The sequence below is a fragment of the Clostridium sp. MCC345 genome, assembly GCF_018785345.1.
Lineage (GTDB): Bacteria > Bacillota > Clostridia > Lachnospirales > Anaerotignaceae > Anaerotignum_A > Anaerotignum_A faecicola.
This window is the reverse complement of record NZ_WQPP01000060.1, coordinates 265,457-283,561: the sequence shown is the minus strand read 5'-3', so window position 1 is coordinate 283,561 and position 18,105 is coordinate 265,457. Positions and strand designations below refer to the sequence as shown.

Annotated in this window: 15 protein-coding genes; 11 read left to right on the top strand and 4 right to left on the bottom strand. The window is 47.7% G+C overall.

The window, feature by feature from the left end; genetic code table 11:
* The first annotated feature begins 79 nt into the window (after window positions 1-79).
* Genes GPK49_RS10790 through GPK49_RS10780 form a run of 3 tightly spaced genes read left to right on the top strand, consistent with a single transcriptional unit; the run spans window position 80 to window position 2,413 of the window.
* A complete protein-coding gene (locus GPK49_RS10790) occupies window positions 80-991 on the top strand; it encodes a ribonuclease Z (protein ID WP_215677827.1) in 912 nt (303 codons plus the stop codon).
* A 33-nt stretch (window positions 992-1,024) separates the two neighbouring features.
* On the top strand, window positions 1,025-2,053 hold the full coding sequence (tsaD, locus tag GPK49_RS10785; protein WP_215677825.1) for a tRNA (adenosine(37)-N6)-threonylcarbamoyltransferase complex transferase subunit TsaD: 1,029 nt from the start codon (window positions 1,025-1,027) through the stop codon (window positions 2,051-2,053).
* A gap of 30 nt (window positions 2,054-2,083) precedes the next feature.
* Entirely contained in the window at window positions 2,084-2,413 is a 330-nt protein-coding gene (locus GPK49_RS10780) for a pspA/IM30 family protein (RefSeq protein ID WP_016407169.1), read from the top strand.
* Between the two features lie 73 nt (window positions 2,414-2,486).
* Here GPK49_RS10780 and ymfI read toward each other — a convergent pair whose 3' ends face one another.
* A complete protein-coding gene (ymfI, locus tag GPK49_RS10775) occupies window positions 2,487-3,227 on the bottom strand; it encodes an elongation factor P 5-aminopentanone reductase (RefSeq protein WP_330548460.1) in 741 nt (246 codons plus the stop codon).
* 143 nt (window positions 3,228-3,370) lie between these two features.
* On the opposite strand from ymfI, the gene GPK49_RS10770 reads away from it, so the two are divergent.
* A complete protein-coding gene (locus tag GPK49_RS10770; RefSeq protein ID WP_215677823.1) occupies window positions 3,371-4,228 on the top strand; it encodes a hypothetical protein in 858 nt (285 codons plus the stop codon).
* A gap of 103 nt (window positions 4,229-4,331) precedes the next feature.
* Window positions 4,332-6,272, top strand: coding sequence for a fructose-1,6-bisphosphatase (locus GPK49_RS10765; protein WP_277118787.1), 1,941 nt, complete (start codon window positions 4,332-4,334; stop codon window positions 6,270-6,272).
* 64 nt (window positions 6,273-6,336) lie between these two features.
* Here GPK49_RS10765 and GPK49_RS10760 read toward each other — a convergent pair whose 3' ends face one another.
* Window positions 6,337-7,581 carry an NAD(P)/FAD-dependent oxidoreductase gene (locus GPK49_RS10760; protein WP_215677819.1) on the bottom strand — a complete coding sequence of 415 codons (1,245 nt, stop codon included), beginning with the start codon at window positions 7,579-7,581 and terminating at the stop codon, window positions 6,337-6,339.
* A 195-nt stretch (window positions 7,582-7,776) separates the two neighbouring features.
* On the opposite strand from GPK49_RS10760, the gene GPK49_RS10755 reads away from it, so the two are divergent.
* Entirely contained in the window at window positions 7,777-10,149 is a 2,373-nt protein-coding gene (locus GPK49_RS10755; protein ID WP_215677818.1) for an endonuclease MutS2, read from the top strand.
* 30 nt (window positions 10,150-10,179) lie between these two features.
* Window positions 10,180-10,863 carry a response regulator transcription factor gene (locus tag GPK49_RS10750; RefSeq protein ID WP_215677816.1) on the top strand — a complete coding sequence of 228 codons (684 nt, stop codon included), beginning with the start codon at window positions 10,180-10,182 and terminating at the stop codon, window positions 10,861-10,863.
* Window positions 10,864-10,882: 19 nt separating this feature from the next.
* On the opposite strand, the gene GPK49_RS10745 is transcribed toward GPK49_RS10750, so the two are convergent.
* Window positions 10,883-11,269, bottom strand: coding sequence for a hypothetical protein (locus tag GPK49_RS10745; RefSeq protein WP_118581691.1), 387 nt, complete (start codon window positions 11,267-11,269; stop codon window positions 10,883-10,885).
* A gap of 117 nt (window positions 11,270-11,386) precedes the next feature.
* Between GPK49_RS10745 and GPK49_RS10740 the strand changes: the two genes are divergently transcribed.
* Window positions 11,387-12,805 carry a sensor histidine kinase gene (locus GPK49_RS10740; RefSeq protein WP_215677814.1) on the top strand — a complete coding sequence of 473 codons (1,419 nt, stop codon included), beginning with the start codon at window positions 11,387-11,389 and terminating at the stop codon, window positions 12,803-12,805.
* Between the two features lie 106 nt (window positions 12,806-12,911).
* On the opposite strand, the gene GPK49_RS10735 is transcribed toward GPK49_RS10740, so the two are convergent.
* A complete protein-coding gene (locus GPK49_RS10735) occupies window positions 12,912-13,949 on the bottom strand; it encodes a TlpA disulfide reductase family protein (protein WP_215677813.1) in 1,038 nt (345 codons plus the stop codon).
* Window positions 13,950-14,194: 245 nt separating this feature from the next.
* On the opposite strand from GPK49_RS10735, the gene GPK49_RS10730 reads away from it, so the two are divergent.
* From GPK49_RS10730 to GPK49_RS10720, 3 genes are all read left to right on the top strand, one after another.
* Window positions 14,195-14,881 (top strand): response regulator transcription factor, encoded by a 687-nt coding sequence (locus GPK49_RS10730; protein WP_016407159.1) that lies wholly within the window; start codon window positions 14,195-14,197, stop codon window positions 14,879-14,881.
* Window positions 14,865-16,394, top strand: a complete 1,530-nt coding sequence (locus tag GPK49_RS10725; RefSeq protein WP_016407158.1) for a sensor histidine kinase — start codon at window positions 14,865-14,867, stop codon at window positions 16,392-16,394. Before GPK49_RS10730 ends, GPK49_RS10725 begins: the two co-directional genes overlap by 17 nt.
* A 197-nt stretch (window positions 16,395-16,591) precedes the next feature.
* The gene (locus GPK49_RS10720) at window positions 16,592-18,091 is read left to right on the top strand and encodes a copper amine oxidase N-terminal domain-containing protein (RefSeq protein WP_215677811.1); all 1,500 of its coding nucleotides are present in this window, start codon (window positions 16,592-16,594) and stop codon (window positions 18,089-18,091) included.
* Window positions 18,092-18,105: the final 14 nt, after the last annotated feature.

Genomic DNA, 18,105 nt, shown 5'->3' with positions numbered 1-18,105 from the left:
TGTATTTTGCCCATTTTTGCGGTATGATAAAAGAGGAAACATAGGGAGACCTATAGAAGAAATACAAAGGAGAAACCGAATGTTAGATATTTGTTTACTGGGAACAGGCGGCATGATGCCCATGCCCAGCCGCTTTCTGACAGCCATGTTGGCAAGGCTCAACGGCAGGCTTGCCTTGATTGATTGCGGCGAGGGAACGCAGGTGACCATGAAGATGCTCGGCTGGGGCTTTAAGGCGATAGATGTGATCTGCTTTACGCATTTCCATGCCGACCATATTTCGGGGCTGCCGGGGCTGCTTCTGACGATTGGCAACGCAGGGCGGACAGAACCCCTCATGCTGATTGGCCCTGTCGGCTTACAGCGGATTGTCGAGGGGCTGACGCTGATTGCGCCGGAGCTGCCGTTTTCGATCGAATATATTGAATTGGATAAGGATACGCCGAACCCGATACGGGTGGGGGCGTTTGAAATTCATCACTGCCCTGCCGACCACATGGTGAAATGCTTTGCTTACCGCATTGATTTGAAACGCAAGGGAAAATTCGATGTAAAAAAGGCGGAGCAGCTTAAGCTGCCGAAGCCTCTTTGGAATAAGCTGCAAAAGGAAGGCAGTGTGGAGCATGAGGGCAAGACTTATACGGCGGATATGGTAATGGGGGAAAACCGCAAGGGCATTTCCGTAGCATACTGCACAGACAGCAGACCGGTTGACCGTATTACGAAATTCGTGGAGGGCGTACAGCTTTTCATCTGCGAAGGGATGTACGGCGAGGAGGAGAAAAAGCAGAAGGCAAGAGAAAACAAGCACATGCTTTTTTCCGAGGCGGCACGCATGGCAAAAAATGCAAACGTGGAACGGCTGTGGCTGACGCATTTCAGCCCTTCTCTGAACGAGCCTGAGGCATATTTGCCGGTGGCGCGGGAGATTTTTCCTATGACGGAGCTGGGCGAGGAGCGCAAGTGCATTACCATTGAATTTCCAAAATAAATTCCGAAAGTAAGAAACGGTGGAGAAAAAATCATGGAAGAAAAAAAGGATATTTATATATTAGCCATTGAAAGCTCCTGTGATGAAACAGCGGCGGCAGTGGTGAAAAACGGCAGAGAGGTGCTTTCCAATGTGATTTCCTCTCAGATTGACCTGCATACGCTATACGGCGGCGTTGTGCCGGAGATTGCATCCAGAAAGCATGTTGAAAATATTGACGGTGTCATTAAGAAGGCACTGGCGGACGCAGGCATGACACTGGAAGAAATGGATGCCATCGGCGTGACCTACGGTCCCGGACTGGTGGGGGCGCTGTTGGTTGGGCTTGCGGAGGCAAAGGCGCTTGCGTATGCGGCAGGAAAGCCTTTGATTGGCGTACACCATATCGAAGGACATATTTGTGCGAACTATATTCAGAATAAGGATTTTGCACCGCCCTATATGGCACTGGTGGTTTCGGGCGGACATTCCCATCTGGTTTATGTTTCCGATTACGGGAAGTATGAAATTATGGGACATACGAGAGACGATGCGGCAGGCGAGGCCTATGATAAGGTTGCGCGCGCGATTGGCATGGGGTATCCCGGAGGTCCGAAGATTGATGCGGCGGCGAAGAAGGGCAACCCCGATGCAGTGAAATTCCCTCGTGTTTTTCTGGAGGAGGACAGCTATGATTTCAGCTTCAGCGGCTTGAAATCGGCGGTACTCAATTATGTGAATAAGCAGAAAATGATGGGGGCAGAAATTGTTCCGGAGGATATTGCGGCAAGCTTTCAGCAATCTGTAGTAGAGGTTCTGGTGAGCAAGACCATCAAAGCGGCAAAGGCGCATGGCGTAAAGAAGATTGCGCTGGCAGGAGGGGTTGCCTCCAACAGTGCCCTGCGGACAAGGATGCAGGAGGCATGCGAAAGGAATGGCTTTTATCTGAGCGTGCCTGCGCCGATTCTCTGCACCGATAATGCGGCGATGATTGGCTGTGCGGCATACTATGAATATATTGCAGGAGTAAGGGATGGTTTGGATTTGAACGCGAACCCCAGCTTGAAGCTAGGGCAAAGATAAAAAAGTGTATACGCAAGGGAGGAACGAAGTATGGCAAGTATTTTAAACAGATACGAAAACATTATGTCCACGAATGTTTGCGGCATGATCGAATTCGCGGAAGACCCTATGAAAATGGCAAGACATTTATCTCACCACATGGAGGATGACCTTTCCAAAACGAAGCGGGAGGGCGCAGAGCTGATTGCAGAGATAGAAAAGCTTGAGGACAACAAATCGGTTCCCAATGCGGAAGCACTTTTGGTTGCGAAAAAGGCAGAGCTGATGAAGCTGCATGAAATACATGAGAAGCTGAATGACCAGATTCAGCAGATTACGGCAATCAGAGCGGCAATTTATGAGGCGGCTCGGAAAAAATAAAAATAGGAAAACAAAAAAGCAGCTGTAGAAAAGGTGGATTACAGCTGCTTTTTCTATGCTTGTTTTTTGATTTTTAGAGCATGCCGCCGTCAAGCGTGATGATTTTGCCCGTCAGGAAGGATGCCTTTTGGTCGGCAAGAAAGACTGCCAATTCCGCCACTTCCTCCGGCTGTCCGAAGCGCATAAGAGGGATTTCATCTGCCAGTGCCTGCCGTTCCTCCTCGCTGAAGCAGGCATTCATTTCCGTATCAATGACACCGCAGGAGATGGCATTGACCCGAATATGGGAGGGCCCAAGCTCCTTCGCCATCGCTTTGGTGAAGGCATTGATGCCGCCCTTAGAGGCGGAATACACAGCCTCGCAGGATGCGCCGACCTCGCCCCACATGGAGGAAATATTGAGAATGACACCATCCTTTTCGGATACCATGGCAGGGACGGCAAGATGGGTGCAGTTCAGCACTGAACCAAGGTTGACATCCAGCACATGGTTCCATTCGGCAGGGGTCATATCCGTAAACAGCCCGATATGGGAAATGCCTGCGTTATTGACCAGAACATCCACCATACCGAAGGTTTCTTCGATTTTTGCGAAAAGCAGCTTGCAGCCTTCATAATCAGAAACATCCGCCAGAACGGCAAGGACGGGAATAGCTTCACTTTCCAGGAGGGACTTCGTTTCCTCCAGCTGCGCCGCACTTTTGGAGGCATTCAGCGCGACATTATAACCGGCGCGCCCGAAGGCAAGCGCAATTGCCCTGCCGATGCCGCGGGAGGAGCCTGTTACCAGAACGGTTTTCTTTTTCAATTCCATAAAAATTCACAGCCTTTTTTCGTATTTTTTCTTATTCTAAAGGAATTCTTAAGAATTGGCAAGAGTGTCTGCGTTGGCTTTTGTCGGAGAATGTGGTATACTTTTCGGGTAAGAGAATGGAATCGGAAAGGATGAAACGATAAATGAACCATGATTTTTTCTACCGCGAATGGAACTGGATTGAGCAGCTTTCTGCGGCGTTCCATGTATTTGCGGCAAATATTAAATCCATATTGAAGGTGCTTTTGATTGTATTCCTGCCTATCAGTATTCTGGAAAGCATCATCAACGGGCGTATGCTGAACGCATATACGGTGTTTCAGCAGATTGCACAGGCGGGCGTAAGCCTATCCAATGAAGCAGACTTTTTTCAGGCGGCCTATCAGGTGCTGTTCCACTCTGGTCTGACGCTTTTGGTCGGTCTGTTTTTGCAGCCTGTCGGGACGATTGCCATTGCAAAGGTGGTAAAGCAGTTTGTGACAAAGCAGGAAATTTCCTTCGGCACTGCGTTGGGCGAAGCCTTTTCCCTGATGCCGACGATTGTGTTTTCGGGGGTTATTTACGGTGTGCTGATTTTCCTGACCAGCTTGATTATTGTGCCCGGAATTTACCTGAGCGTGGCTTGGGTGTTTTATGTGTATGCCATTGGGCTGAGTGACAAAAAGGGCATGGAGCCTATGCGCTACAGCAAAGCTCTGGTGAAGGGTAAATGGTGGAGAACCTTTGGCTATCTGCTGCTGTTGGCTGTGATTGTGATGCTTTGGAATTCTGCATTCCAGCTGAGCTACAGCTTTTTCCCGAATGAAAGAATTGGGAATGCGGTGTATCAGTTTCTGTGTTATTTTTCTGCTGCGTTTGTAACGGTCGGGGAGGCACTGCTGTTTTTAAACAGAGAGGCAGTGACATACGGCATACCGGCAGAGCCTGCGGCGGAGGATGCGCCTGCGGAATCCGTTACAGGGACGGTAGAGGGAGAGCCCGAAGAAGAGAAAAAGAACTAGGAAAATAGTGGCTTTTTTGATATACTCAAAGAGCAGCACAGAGAAACGAAGAATAGAGGTGCAAGTTATGTATAGTGGAAGTGGGAGCTTTCCCGCAGAAGAAATGAAATATTTGAAACTGCTGTCCAATCAGTATAAAAATATCAACAGCGCAGCAACGGAGATTATCAACCTGAAGGCGATTCTGAACCTGCCGAAGGGGACGGAGCATTTTGTTTCCGATATCCATGGTGAGGCGGATTCCTTCAGCCATGTACTCAGAAACGCATCCGGCGTTATCAAGAACCAGATTAGTGCAATCTTTGGGGAGAGCCTGCGCAGCAGTGAGAAAAAATCACTGGCAACACTGATTTATTACCCGGAACAGAAGCTGGAAAAGATGGCTGAAGCAGAGGAGGAAATGGCAGAATGGTATAAAATTACCCTGCACAGACTGGTGAAAATCTGCAAGGTGGTATCCTCGAAATATACCCGTTCTAAGGTGAGAAAGGCACTGCCGAAGGAATTTGCCTATATCATCGAGGAGCTGCTGCACGAAAACAGCGCCAGCGTGGATAAGGATATGTATTATACGGAAATTATACATACCATTATTGACCTTGGGCAGGCAGACCGCTTTATCGTTGCGATGTGCAATCTGATTCAGCGGCTTGCGATTGACCAGCTGCATGTTATCGGGGATATTTATGACAGAGGCCCCCATGCGGCAAGAATTATGGATATTCTTTCTCATTATCATTCTGTGGATATCCAGTGGGGCAACCACGATATCGCATGGATGGGCGCGGCGGCAGGCTGTCAGGCCTTGATTTGTAATGTGCTGCGTATTCAGACAAGATATGCAAATTTGGATACGATAGAGGAGGATTACGGCATTAACCTTTTGCCCTTGGCAACCTTTGCGATGGATAAATACGCCGGCGACCCCTGTGAGCAGTTCAAGCCCAAGGGGGATGAGGTGCTGAGTGATAAGGACTTCAACATGATTGCCAAAATGCACAAAGCAATTTCCATCATGCAGTGGAAGATGGAGGGGCAGATTATCAAACGCCGCCCCGAATTCCGCATGGAAAACAGATTGCTGCTGGATAAGATTGATTTTGAAAAAGGAACCGTGCTTGTGGATGGCGTGGAATATCCCATGAATGATATGAATTTCCCGACGATTGACCCGAAAGACCCCTATAAGCTGACGGAAGAAGAACAGGAGGTTATGGATAAGGTGAAATCCTCCTTTGTGAACAGCGAAAAGCTGCAGCAGCATGTGCGCGTGCTGTATCATAAGGGGAGCATGTATACCATTTTCAACTCTAACCTGCTGTTCCATGGCGGCATTCCCATGAATGCAGACGGGACACTCAAGGAAGTGACCTTCCGTGGGAAAAAATACATCGGCATGGAATATCTGGACGCAGTAGAGAGAACTATGCGCGAGGGTTATTTCAATAAGGCACATACCGAGGCAAAAAGAGAATGTATGGACTACATCTGGTATATGTGGTGCGGCGAGGATTCTCCCCTGTTCGGCAAGAAGAAAATGACAACCTTCGAGCGATATTTTATTGATGATAAGACAACGCATAAGGAAGAAAAGAATCCTTATTATACCCTTAGAAATGAGGAATCTGTCTGTGAGCATGTTCTGGAGGCCTTCGGCTTAGACCCGAAAAGCTCTCATATCGTGAATGGACACGTTCCCGTTAAGGTGGTAAAGGGAGAGAGCCCCATCAAGGCAAATGGCAGATTGTTCGTAATCGACGGCGGGTTTTCCAAGGCATATCAGAAGGAAACGGGGATTGCAGGCTATACGCTGATTTACAATTCCCATGGCATGGTTCTGGTATCTCATGAGCCCTTCGTATCCACGGACAGAGCCATTGCGGAGGAAAAGGATATTCTTTCCTCTACGGTTGCGCTCCAGTATACACAGGACAGAATCCGTGTGAAGGATACGGATATCGGGAAAAAGCTGCAGGAAAGTATTGCAGAGTTGGAAAAGCTGCTTTACGCATATCAGAACGGTATCATTAAGGAGCAGCAATAAAAACTGAAATTGAGCAGGAAAAAGCCCTTGCGAGAGAAAAACCTCGTAAGGGCTGCTTTTTTGCTTATTTTTTATTTTTCTTTGGGGAAGCAGGGATTTTTCGGGCAGCAGCCTTACCTGCCAGATACCCGCTTGCCCATGCCCATTGCAGGTTATAGCCACCGCAGTCCCCATCTATATCGAGCACCTCGCCTGCGGCAAAAAGACCGGGCATCAGGAGGCTTTCCATGGTATGAGGGTTGAATTCCTCTGTGCGGATACCGCCTGCCGTTACCTGCGCGGCATCAAAGCCCATCGTGCCGACAACGGAAAGGGAAAAATCCTGTATGGCATGCGCGATTCTCTTGATATCAGAGGGCCTGAGGGAGAAAATGGGTTCGGTGAAGCCAAAGCCTACGTAGCGCAGAAGGGTGCGCCCCAAGCGGTTATGCAGAATCCCTGTCAGGAAATTTTCCATAGCCTGATGGGGCATTGCTTTTTTGCGGCTTTGCAGGAGGGAAACCACCTCATCATGGCTGAGATGACGCAGGAGATTCAAATGCACCGTCAGCGGTGCTTTTCCTGTAGAAATGACACGGGAGATTTCAAAAACAGTCGGGCCGCTGATGCCGAAGTCCGTAAACTGGATTTCGCCTGCATTTTCCGCAAGGATTTTGCCGTTTCGCTCCACGAGGACAGAGCCATCTGCACGCACGCCCTTGAGTGCCTTCACGAAGGTGGTATCGGTTTTTACCTGCACCAGCGCAGGGAACAGCTTGGTAATGGTATGCCCCTGACTTTTCAGAAGGTCATAGCCGCTTTGCGTGCCGCCAAGCTTGCCGCCTGCCATGCCGCCACAGCAGATGATAACGGCATCGGCGTGGAGGGTCTCCTCCCTGGAAAGCACTTGAAAGCCACCCTTTTTGCCGCGCTTCAGCGCAGTAACCTCGAAGGAGGTGCGTATCTCTACGCCCATTTCCTCCAGAGCAAGCCGCAGCACATCTACCACACTGCCTGCTTGATCGGAAAGGGGATAAACCTTGCCGCTTGGCTCTACGGTGGTAATCAGTCCGAGAGATTGGAAAAATGCAAGCGTTTTTTGGGTATCAAAGGCCTGCAGGGCAGTCTGTGCGAATACCGTGTTTTGCCCGTGGTAATTTTTCATTGTCAGCTTTGTGTTGGAGAGATTACAGCGCCCGTTGCCTGTTGCGAGAAGCTTGCGCCCAACGCGCGCCTGTCGTTCCAGAATACAAACCTCTGCACCCTCTTTTCTTGCGGAAAGCGCCGCCATCATGCCGGAGGCACCACCGCCGATAATAAGAACCTTCATTGTGTCACCTTTCTATTTTATGGGAATTGATTTCGATTGATATATCTGTTTATTATAAGCGGTTTTTAGGCGGAATGCAAATGAAGCGACGAATTTGAAACGTTGTAGCAGGGCATAGATTGTGGTATACTTATATGATAAGTTGGTCATAGAATAGAGCTATGATAGGAATTTAATATAAATGGAGTTAAAAAGATGAACGAAAAAGCATTGCATACGTTAGAATATGACAAAATCATAGAAAAGCTGGTGGGTTATGCGGTTTCCCCGATGGCAAAGGAACGTGCCGCGGCACTGCGCCCTTCTGCCGCCATGAGTGATATTATCATTTGGCAGGAGGAAACAACGGAAGCGACCACCATGGTACTGAAAAAGGGGACACCTTCCTTCGGCGGTTTTCGGGAAATCCGTCCGCAGCTAAAGCGGGCCTCTATGGCAGGGATTCTTTCCATCGCGGAGCTGATGTCGGTGGGGGAATTTGCGTATGTCTGCCGCAAGGTAAAAAATTATGCCAGAAAAGAAAACAAGGACGAGGTCTATGCCCGTCTGGATGAATATTTTGATTTGATCACCCCTCTGGATAAGCTGGAAAATGAAATTAGCCGCTGTATTCTTTCGGAAACGGAGGTTGCGGATGATGCCAGCGCAGGACTGCGGAGTGTCCGTCGGGAGATTAAGGCATCAAATGAAAGGGTGAAGGAGCATCTGAATGGGGTTATCAATTCCTCGGCATACCGCAATATGCTGCAGGATTTTGTGATTACCATTCGTAATGACAGATACTGTGTCCCCGTTAAGGCGGAATACAGAAGCTCCTTTCCGGGAATGATTCACGATCAATCCAACACAGGCTCTACGCTGTTTATGGAGCCCTTGAGTGTGATTCAGCTGAACAACAAAATCAAGGAGCTGCAGGCGAAGGAAAAGGAAGAAATCGAAAAGATTCTGATTGCCCTTTCGGATATGGTGACGGCAAATGCGTTTGCGATTGAGGGGAATCTGGAACTGCTGACGCAGCTTGACTTTATTTTTGCAAAGGCAAATCTTTCCCTTGCCATGGATGGGACACAGCCCCTGTTTAATACAAAGGGCTACATCAATATCCACAAGGGCAGACATCCTCTGCTTGACCCGAAAAAGGTTGTGCCGACGGATATTTATCTGGGAAAGGATTTTACTACGCTGATGATTACAGGCCCGAATACGGGCGGGAAAACGGTTGCCCTGAAAACCCTGGGGCTGTTTACGCTGATGGGGCAGGCAGGACTGCATATTCCTGCATTTGATAATTCGCAGCTGGCGGTGTTTGATAATGTGTTCGCGAGCATCGGGGATGAGCAGAGCATTGAGCAGAGCCTGAGTACCTTCTCTGCACACATGACGAATATCGTAAAAATTATGGATGAGGTGACGGATGACTCTCTGGTGCTGTTCGATGAGCTTGGCGCAGGGACAGACCCGACGGAGGGCGCAGCCTTGGCGGTTGCCATTATCCAAGCCTTGCTGGAAAGAAAAATCCGTACCGCAGTGACCACGCATTACAGCGAATTGAAGGTATTTGCGCTGACGACAGAGGGCGTGGAAAATGCCTGCTGTGAATTTGATGTGGAAACGCTCCGCCCGACCTATCGCCTGCTGATTGGGATTCCGGGAAAGAGTAATGCGTTTGCCATTTCCAAGCGGTTGGGCTTGCAGGAGTATATTCTTTCTGCGGCAAAGGAATTTATCAGTCGGGATGAGGCAAGATTTGAGGATGTCATTACCGATTTGGAAATCAGCAAGAAATCCGTTAAGTTTGAACAGGAGCGCGCAGAGGAATACCGCAGAGAGGCGGAGGAGCTGAAAAAAGAGGTTGAGCGGCAGAAGGAAAAGACGAGAGAGCAGAAGGAAAAAATTCTTGCCAAGGCGAGAGAGGACGCAAAGCAGCTTTATGTGCAGGCGAAGGAGGAAGCCGACCGTATCATCAAGGAGATGAATAAGCAGGCGAAGGAGGCAAACAATCGCACGAAGGCGCTGGAGCAGAGACAAAAGCTGAATGAAAAGCTTTCCTCCATGCAGCAGGATTTCCTGAAATCGAAAAAGGTAAAGCCGAACCATAAGGCACCCGAAAATCTGAAGCCGGGCGACAGAGTGTATGTGATTTCCTTTGACCAGAACGGCGAGGTGCTGACTGCGCCTGATAAGAATAAAGAGGTTATGGTGCAGATGGGGATTATGAAAATGAAGGTGCCGATGGCGGAGCTGATGCTTGACGATACCCCCAGACCGAAGGAAAAACAGAAAAGACAGCAGCCGACAAAGGCAAAATTCTCCAAGAGCCAGTTTATTTCGGCGGAGATTGATTGCCGTGGACAGCTTGTGGATGAGGCGATTGCCAATATTGATAAATATATTGATGATGCGTATTTATCCGGACTGAAGCAGGTTGTGATTATCCATGGGAAGGGCACAGGCGCACTGCGCGCAGGGGTGCAGAATTATCTGAAAATGAATTCTCATGTAAAAAGCTACAGACCCGGTACCTTCGGCGAAGGCGAAGCCGGTGTTACGGTGGTGGAATTAAAATAAAAGGCGGATTTCTGAACAGAGGTGAAGAAGATGGAAAAACAGAAGATTTTGGTTGTGGATGACGATAAGCATATTGCGGAGCTGATTTCTCTTTATATGATGAAGGAGGGCTATGAAACGCAGGAGATTTATGATGGAAAGGAAGCTGCCGCGGCAGTGGAAGACTTTCAGCCTGATTTAATCCTGCTGGATCTGATGCTCCCCGGAATGGACGGCTATCAGGTCTGCACAGAGGTGCGTAAGACAAGCCGTGTACCGATTATCATGCTGACGGCGAAGGGCGAAACCTTTGATAAGGTGCTTGGCTTGGAATTGGGTGCGGATGATTATATCGTAAAGCCCTTTGAGCCAAAGGAGCTTGTGGCACGAGTGAAGGCGGTGCTGCGCAGATACGAGCCAAAGCAGGAGGAGGACAAAAATATTTTGAAATTCGGGGAATTGGAAATCAATTTGTCGAACTATTCTGTGCTGTATCATGGGAAAAGTCTGGATTTTCCCCCGAAGGAATTTGAACTGCTCAGCTTTCTGGCGCAGCATCCCAATCGGGTATTCACCAGAGAGCAGCTGCTTGACCGCATCTGGGGCTATGAATATGTGGGGGACACCAGAACGGTGGATGTCCATGTAAAGCGCATCCGTGAAAAGCTGAACAGCGAGGATGAATGGGGCATTCGGACAGTCTGGAGTGTCGGCTATAAATTCGGACAAAAATAAAAAGGGGGAATACCCCTTTTTATATGTCGGATTCTTTTTCAGCTGTTTCGGCAGGCGCTTCGGCAGGAACAGGTGCGCCGTCAACGGTCATATCCTCTGCGGAAACCGCTTCCGCAGGCGTATCCTCTGCGGACTGCTGCGTTGCCTCATATTCTGCTTTTTTCTTCAGCAGCTCCTGTCGTCTTGCATCCTTACGCATGTTTGACCAGCGCAGCATAAAGCAAAGAACCAGCAGGAAAAGGATGAGATAATGAAAGCTATTCATGTGCCGCCAATCCACACGAACAAGTACGAGAACAGCCAGAGCGATGAGAAGCATATCTCTGGGTGCCATTTGCTTTCTTCTGGGCGGTGTAGGCTGAGGGCTGTTTTGTGTATTATTTTCCATAGGGTAATAATCAGGCAAAAAATGCCGTTCTCCTTTCTAAAATTTCTTGTTTTTTGAGCAAAACAGGTACATAAGAACAGTATATCATTATTTTAATGATTTGTAATGCTTTTTTTCTTTTTTGGAGGAATGAAGATGAAAAACGATTCCATTGTGCGCAAGCAGATGATGCTGTATATGGCAACCATTGCGATATTTGTTGCGGTGGTTTGCGGCGCGTTGACAATACTTTATACCAAACATTATATGGCAGAGAAACGGGAGGAATTGATTCAGCAGGGAGAAAAAATCGCACAGGCCTACAAGAAGGGATACCGGACAGGCAATCTGAGCGAGCTAAGCTATGAACTGCAGATTCTGGAAAGCTACATGGGCTCAGGGGTTTTGGTTATCAATGAGAACGGTGAGGTTGCGCTTGCCTCTCCGGGGTTTAATGATGAATTTCTGGGGGATAACAGAATCAGCCAGACATTGATTGAGCGTGTGCAGAATGGAGAAATCGTTTCGGTACAGACAAAAAGCGGACAGGTTTCCGATACGCCCATGCTGGTGGTCGGATATCCGTTTTCGGAGGGACATCTGGCAGGAATTCTGATGTGCCGTTCCCTGCCGGAGATTGAGGAATCCTTGAAGGAAATGTACCAGATTAGCGTAATCAGCCTGTTTTTCGTTTCGCTTCTGGGGCTGATTGTCAGCTATGTGACGGCGAAATATGTTGCGTTGCCGCTGATGCGGATGAACCGTGCGGCAAAGGTTATTGCAAATGGGAATTTTGAGGAGCGCGTGGATGTGACAAGCTCGGATGAACTGGGTGAGCTGGCGCAAAGCTTTAACCACATGGCGGAAAGCCTGCAAACGCATGAGAAGGTGCAAAAGGATTTTATTGCAAATATTTCGCATGACCTGCGTTCGCCATTGACCAGTATGCAGGGCTTTCTGACGGCAATGCTTGACGGAACGATTCCGCCTGAAAAACGGGAGCATTATCTGAAAATCGTTCTGGAGGAAACGGAACGGCTTTCTCGTATGACACAGAGTATTGTGGAGCTGAGCCGCGCACAGAGCAGTGCGATTTTGCTGGATGAATCGGATTTTGAATTGAATGAGCTGATTCGTTGGAATATTGAAATGCTGGAACCGCAGTTAGAAGAAAAGAACGTACAGATTCATGGCATTTATGAAGCGGAACAGACCATGGTGCATGGGGACAGAGACAAAATTTCCCGTGTGCTACAGAACCTGTTGGGCAATGCAGCAAAATTTTCACCGCAAAATGGTATTATCGAGGTGGAAACGACACTGGATAAGAAAAAGGTTCTGGTTTCTGTAAAGGATCAGGGACCGGGCATCAGTGAGGAAGACCAGAAATATGTCTTTGACCGTTTCTTTAAAACGGATACGACTCGAAATATGGACAAGACGGGCAGCGGAATCGGTCTGGCGATTGTGAGAGAATTTTTGCAGGCACATGGCGAAACGATTACGGTAAAAAGTGAGAAGGGAAAGGGTGCAGCCTTTGTTTTCTCGCTGAAATTGGCAAAAAAAGAAAATTAAAAGGAATTGAGGCAACGAAACAGGAACTGCCCCTCACCTGTCAGACAGTATGCGATACGATTTAGCAGGTGGGGGGCAGCTCAGAAGAATATGTGATTTTTATTGTTTATTTGCTAGTTTTCATTTTTTTCAGCATGGTTTCCGTTGTTTCCATATAATAGGAAGCATCCTGTACCCCCTTGATTTTTAAATCGGTGGGCTTGCCCTTGCTGTCTACAAAGACGGTGGTCGGCAGACCCTCCAGATTATCCGTAATCCAAGTGGCAAGGTTTTGGTCCGGCATGATGCCTTTGAAGGTAACGCCGGCTTTTTTATACGCATCGGTTGCGATTTTTTCTGCCTTCTGCCCGGGAGTGTCAATGACAACCTGCACGAAGTTTACGTTTGGATGCTTTTTCTGCAAATCCTTGTAGAAGCTTTGCAGGGTATCCAGTTCATTGATGTTGTCCTCCTCGCAGTAGCTTGCCCAGAAGTTTACCACCGTCATATCGTAATCATAGAAAACAGCGGAGGTGACAGGGTCGCCATCAAGGGTATTGGAAATGAAGTTGAGATATTTGCTGTTTTCCTCTGCTTCATCCAGCACCGCTTCCTCATCCGGCAGGGAAATTTCAATACTTTCGCGCAATTCCGGCAGATAGCTTTCCAATTCGCGGAAGGTTGCCTGTGCTTCTGTGGAGAAGTGGTCGATGCCGTCGGCATAATCGGTCAGGAAGAAGAATTGGAAATCACCCTTTACGCCGATTTTTTCCACACTCTTGAAAAAGTCCATTTCCTCTTTTACTTCATCTGTTTCCAGATTTTCTGTTCGCACAACGAGCATTTCCACGATAGGGGTCATCAGTTCTTCCACAGCAATAGTGGATTCGGCATCATTCAGCGGCTCCATATTTTCATCAGGCGCATAGTTATACTGAATTTTTGCATAGATATCGCCGTTCACCTTGACATAGGACGCGGGGATGAGGTTTGTATTTTCCATTTCTACCCATGCATCGGGGATAGTGTAGGAAAGGCCGCATTTCGGTAGGTTAAATTCTGTCTGAATTTCTTGTTGGGTATCGTCGGCAGTATCGGTTTTGCCACAGGCGGCGGAGCCAAAGAGCAAAAGGGCTGCCAAAAGCAGAGCTAGCTTCTTTTTCATATTTTAAATACCTCCTAGATTCTTTTTTATGGTTCGGATAATATTATAGCGAAAAAGCTTTTTCTCTGCAACCGCAGAGAGGAAAGATTCCGAAGATTCACCTGTGATTTTTATATTTTAATGACATTTTAATCTATTTTGAAACTGCCTTTAAGAGAAAAAAAGCATACTAAAAGGAATAAAAACAAGACAAACAAAAAAAGAATTGTTATACTGATAAAAATATGATTGAAGGAAGTGGGAAAATGGAACGAAAAAAAATCCTTCTGATTGAAGATGAGGTAAAGCTGGCTCGTTTTGTGGAGCTGGAATTGAAATATGAGGGCTACGATGTAACGACCTGCCATGACGGCAGAGTGGGGATGGAGATGATCACGAATCAGGAATTCGACATGATTTTGCTTGACCTGATGCTGCCGGGGCTGACCGGTATTGAAATCTGCCGCCGGGTACGGAAGTTTTCGCAGGTACCAATCATTATGCTGACGGCAAAGGATGAGGTAATGGATAAGGTTGCCGGACTGGACAGCGGTGCGGACGACTACCTGACAAAGCCCTTCGCGATTGAGGAGCTGCTTGCAAGAATGCGTGTGGCATTCAAGCACAGCGAGGGAAGTAATATTGCGAAAAAGACGATTTTGCAGGTACAGAATCTGGAGATTGATACGGAAAAGCGAATGGTAACGGTCGATGGCAAGGTGGTTGATTTAACAAAGAAGGAATATGAGCTTCTGACCTATCTGGTACAGAATAAGAATATCGTTTTAACGAGAGAACAGATTTTGAATGAGGTCTGGGGCTATAGCTACATTGGCGAAACAAATGTGGTGGATGTGTATATCCGCTATCTGCGTGCGAAGATTGATGAAGCCTTTGGGAAAAAATACATTCTGACCATTCGAGGGGTAGGATATTATGTCAAGGAAGAATAAGGAGTGGCTGAAGGGAATTCAGCACATGGCGATTGCCAAGCGAATCACGCTGCTTTACGGGGGGATTTTTTCGCTGTCCCTGCTGTTTATCAGTGGCTTTATGATGCTGAATATCTCCGGCTTGCAGCAGAGCGAAATGCGTAGAGAATTGCAGGAGACCATGACGCAGGTGCAGGAATTTTTGCAGACAAATACGGAGCTGAGTGATGAAAGCCTGAGAGAGCTGCTGGGGGATAAATATGTTGAGGTCAGCATTTACAGCAGCGAAGCAAATGAAACCTACAACAATTTTGTGGGAGAGATGCCGCCGTTTCTGTTTCGTCCCGAAGGGGAGCCTCCGAGCAGGCAAAAGCCGCAGAACGGCGCGGACAAGCCGCCTGTGATTGGAGAGAATGAGCTATACAGAGAGGGCTACCAGATTAACGGGCGGAGAGAAAACAAAAGCGGCAATGTGGAATATATTCTGGAAAACAGCACAGACCAGCAGTTTATGCTGCTAACGAACCATTTTGAAACGGATACAGATGCGTATCGAATTCAGGTGTTCAAAATGATGGGGAATAACGCCTATATGATGCGGAATTTTCTTGTAAAAATGCTGATTGTGGATATTCTTGGGATTTGCTGTGCATTTCTGATTGGGAAATATATCAGTGACCGTATTCTGCGTCCCGTTGAAGCGATTCGCTCGGCGGCAGAGCGGATTTCCATCGAGGACTTGAGTCAGCGGATTTCTACGGAAGGCCCTGAGGATGAGATGAAGGAGCTGACGATTACGTTTAACTCCATGATTGACCGATTAGATGGGGCGTTTCAGCGGCAGAGTCAGTTTATTTCCGATGCGTCCCATGAGCTGCGGACACCCATTGCTGTCATTCAGGGTTATGCGAATCTGATTAACCGCTGGGGCAAGAGCGATCCTGAGGTTTTGCAGGAATCCATCGATTCTATCCTGACAGAAACCGACCACATGAGTGCGCTTATCCGTCAGCTGCTTTTTCTGGCGAAGGGTGACCAAAATAAGCTGCATGCGCAGAAAGCGAGGGTTTCTCTGAACGAGATTGCGGCAGAGCTGGTGCGTGAAATGGATTTGCTGCAGGAGGGCAGAAGCATCACCTTTACAGCGGAGGATGAGGTGGAAATTTTTGCGGAATATGATTTAATCAAGCAGCTGCTGTGGATTCATGGCGAGAATGCCTTAAAATATTCCCCGAACGGCAGTGAGATTGCGGTGCGGGTCTGGAAGGATGCAAGCTTCGGCTATGTTTCCGTGGAAGACCACGGCGCAGGCATTGCGGAGGAGGACCTGCGTAAGATTTTCGACCGTTTTTATCGTGCGGATAAATCCAGAAATAAGGAGGTTTCCGGTACAGGCTTAGGGCTTGCTATTGCGCGCTGGATCATCGATTGCCATGATGGAGAGGTTCTGGTGGAAAGCAAGGTAGGGGAAGGAACGATTTTCACCGATAAATTCCGGCTGTTTTCCGCAGAAAAGAAAGCAAAATCAAAATAATAAAGAAGCAAAACAAAAGGAAAGAAGGCAAAAAGAGGTGTCTCGAAACAGAAGGACGCTTCTTTTTTGCATGAAATTCATAAAAAAAGCTTAATTTTTCTTTGTTCTATTGTTTGGAAGGGAAGTCTTTGCTATAATATTCATAGGTTAAATCTGTTAGATAACCAAAAAAAGGTTGAAAAAGGAGGCGTTTACTTATGAAAAAGAAGCTGGCGGCACTGCTTTGCGGTGTTATGTGTGTGGGAGCATTTTCGGGCTGTTCGACGGATGAGCTGGGCTATCTGAAGATGGCAGCAAATGCAATGGATACCATGAAGACCTGTGAGGTAAAGGGAACGATGCAGGCGGATATCAACTTTGATGCATTGGAGACGTTTATGACAGATGTTGCAAAAGCAACAGGTGCGGATATGGTTGCGACAGTTGGGGAATTCCCTGACGGCAGAAAGACCATGCAGATGGATTACGACATGAATCTGGATATGGATACAATGAAATACGATATGTCCTTTGATGTGAATTACGAAGGCAAAAAGTACGATTTGGGTACGGTGTATTACAGTCTGGCGGATGGCATTGTTGTGACAACAGATACCCTTCTGGGTGCATATCAGCTTGCGGGGGCTGTGGAAGAAAAGAATGACAGCTATCTTTTCACAGAGGCCTTTGCAAGAGATTTCAAGGCAGCACTGGGACAGCAGAAATATATTACACTTATCTCTGCCGAGGATATGACAGGGGTTGACATGGAAGGGGTAAGCATGAGCGGCTTGCAGGATGCCGTATTTACCTTCTATGAGGATGTATTCAAGGGCTTTGAAACAGGCATGGTAAAGAAAATCAGCGGCGGCTATGCGATTCAGGCAGACGGACAGCAGGTGGCACAGCTGATGATCAATATGCTTGATTTTATCGGCAAGAACCCTGAGCAGGTGCTGAATGCAACCGAAGCCTACATGATGACTGTAATGGACAGCATGAATGCAAGTGCAGAGGATAAGTCACAGATAAAGGAAGGCTTTGCAGAGCTGAAGGCATCGGAGCAGGACTTCGTAGACGGCGCGAGCGACCTGAGTGCAATGTTAAAGGAAATTGTGAAAGAACCCAGCATTTCCATGGTTCTGAACAGCTTCAAATATAGTGCGGAGGTAAAACAGCTGGCAGAAGGCTTCCGTTCTACAGAGGTGTATGATGTAACCCATAACGGCAAAAGAGTTGCGAAGATTACTACAGATTCTACCATGATGAGCTCCAACGAAATCGTAACGATTCCGAAGGGCGGCATGACATTGGAGGAGCTGCAGAATCAGATGGCGCGTCTGGAAAATAAATATAACCCTGTTGTCGGCGTAACCGTGACATGGGGCTGGGGCGGCGATAACGAAGCAAGCCTGGAGGCAAACAGAAAAGAAGGCAGTGCGGTATTCGGTGGCAATTATGATTATACCGATCTGGTTGTGAAAAATGGCAGAGCATACCTGCCCTTGCGTGATATCTGCGATATGCTGGGCGAGGATGTCGGCTGGGAAAAGACCACAAAGACCTCTTATGTGATGCAGAACGGCAAACGCGTGAATATGAATGTGCTTTTGCAGGACGGCAAAGCATTCGTTGGCGTAAGAGCCTTTGAAAAGCTTGGTTATACCGTAACCTACACTCCTCTGGAGGACGAAAATATGGTTGAAATTATGAAATAAGCCGAAACAAAATA

Excerpts from the sequence above, each read along its gene's own strand:
- GPK49_RS10765 (WP_277118787.1), top strand. The coding sequence starts at position 4,332 with ATGAAATATTTGAAACTGCTGTCCAATCAGTATAAAAATATCAACAGC.
- GPK49_RS10725 (WP_016407158.1), top strand. The coding sequence starts at position 14,865 with ATGTCAAGGAAGAATAAGGAGTGGCTGAAGGGAATTCAGCACATGGCG.
- GPK49_RS10750 (WP_215677816.1), top strand. The coding sequence starts at position 10,180 with ATGGAAAAACAGAAGATTTTGGTTGTGGATGACGATAAGCATATTGCG.
- GPK49_RS10780 (WP_016407169.1), top strand. The coding sequence starts at position 2,084 with ATGGCAAGTATTTTAAACAGATACGAAAACATTATGTCCACGAATGTT.
- GPK49_RS10740 (WP_215677814.1), top strand. The coding sequence starts at position 11,387 with ATGAAAAACGATTCCATTGTGCGCAAGCAGATGATGCTGTATATGGCA.
- GPK49_RS10720 (WP_215677811.1), top strand. The coding sequence starts at position 16,592 with ATGAAAAAGAAGCTGGCGGCACTGCTTTGCGGTGTTATGTGTGTGGGA.
- tsaD (WP_215677825.1), top strand. The coding sequence starts at position 1,025 with ATGGAAGAAAAAAAGGATATTTATATATTAGCCATTGAAAGCTCCTGT.
- GPK49_RS10730 (WP_016407159.1), top strand. The coding sequence starts at position 14,195 with ATGGAACGAAAAAAAATCCTTCTGATTGAAGATGAGGTAAAGCTGGCT.
- GPK49_RS10760 (WP_215677819.1), bottom strand. The coding sequence starts at position 7,581 with ATGAAGGTTCTTATTATCGGCGGTGGTGCCTCCGGCATGATGGCGGCG.
- GPK49_RS10770 (WP_215677823.1), top strand. The coding sequence starts at position 3,371 with ATGAACCATGATTTTTTCTACCGCGAATGGAACTGGATTGAGCAGCTT.
- ymfI (WP_330548460.1), bottom strand. The coding sequence starts at position 3,227 with ATGGAATTGAAAAAGAAAACCGTTCTGGTAACAGGCTCCTCCCGCGGC.
- GPK49_RS10755 (WP_215677818.1), top strand. The coding sequence starts at position 7,777 with ATGAACGAAAAAGCATTGCATACGTTAGAATATGACAAAATCATAGAA.
- GPK49_RS10790 (WP_215677827.1), top strand. The coding sequence starts at position 80 with ATGTTAGATATTTGTTTACTGGGAACAGGCGGCATGATGCCCATGCCC.
- GPK49_RS10735 (WP_215677813.1), bottom strand. The coding sequence starts at position 13,949 with ATGAAAAAGAAGCTAGCTCTGCTTTTGGCAGCCCTTTTGCTCTTTGGC.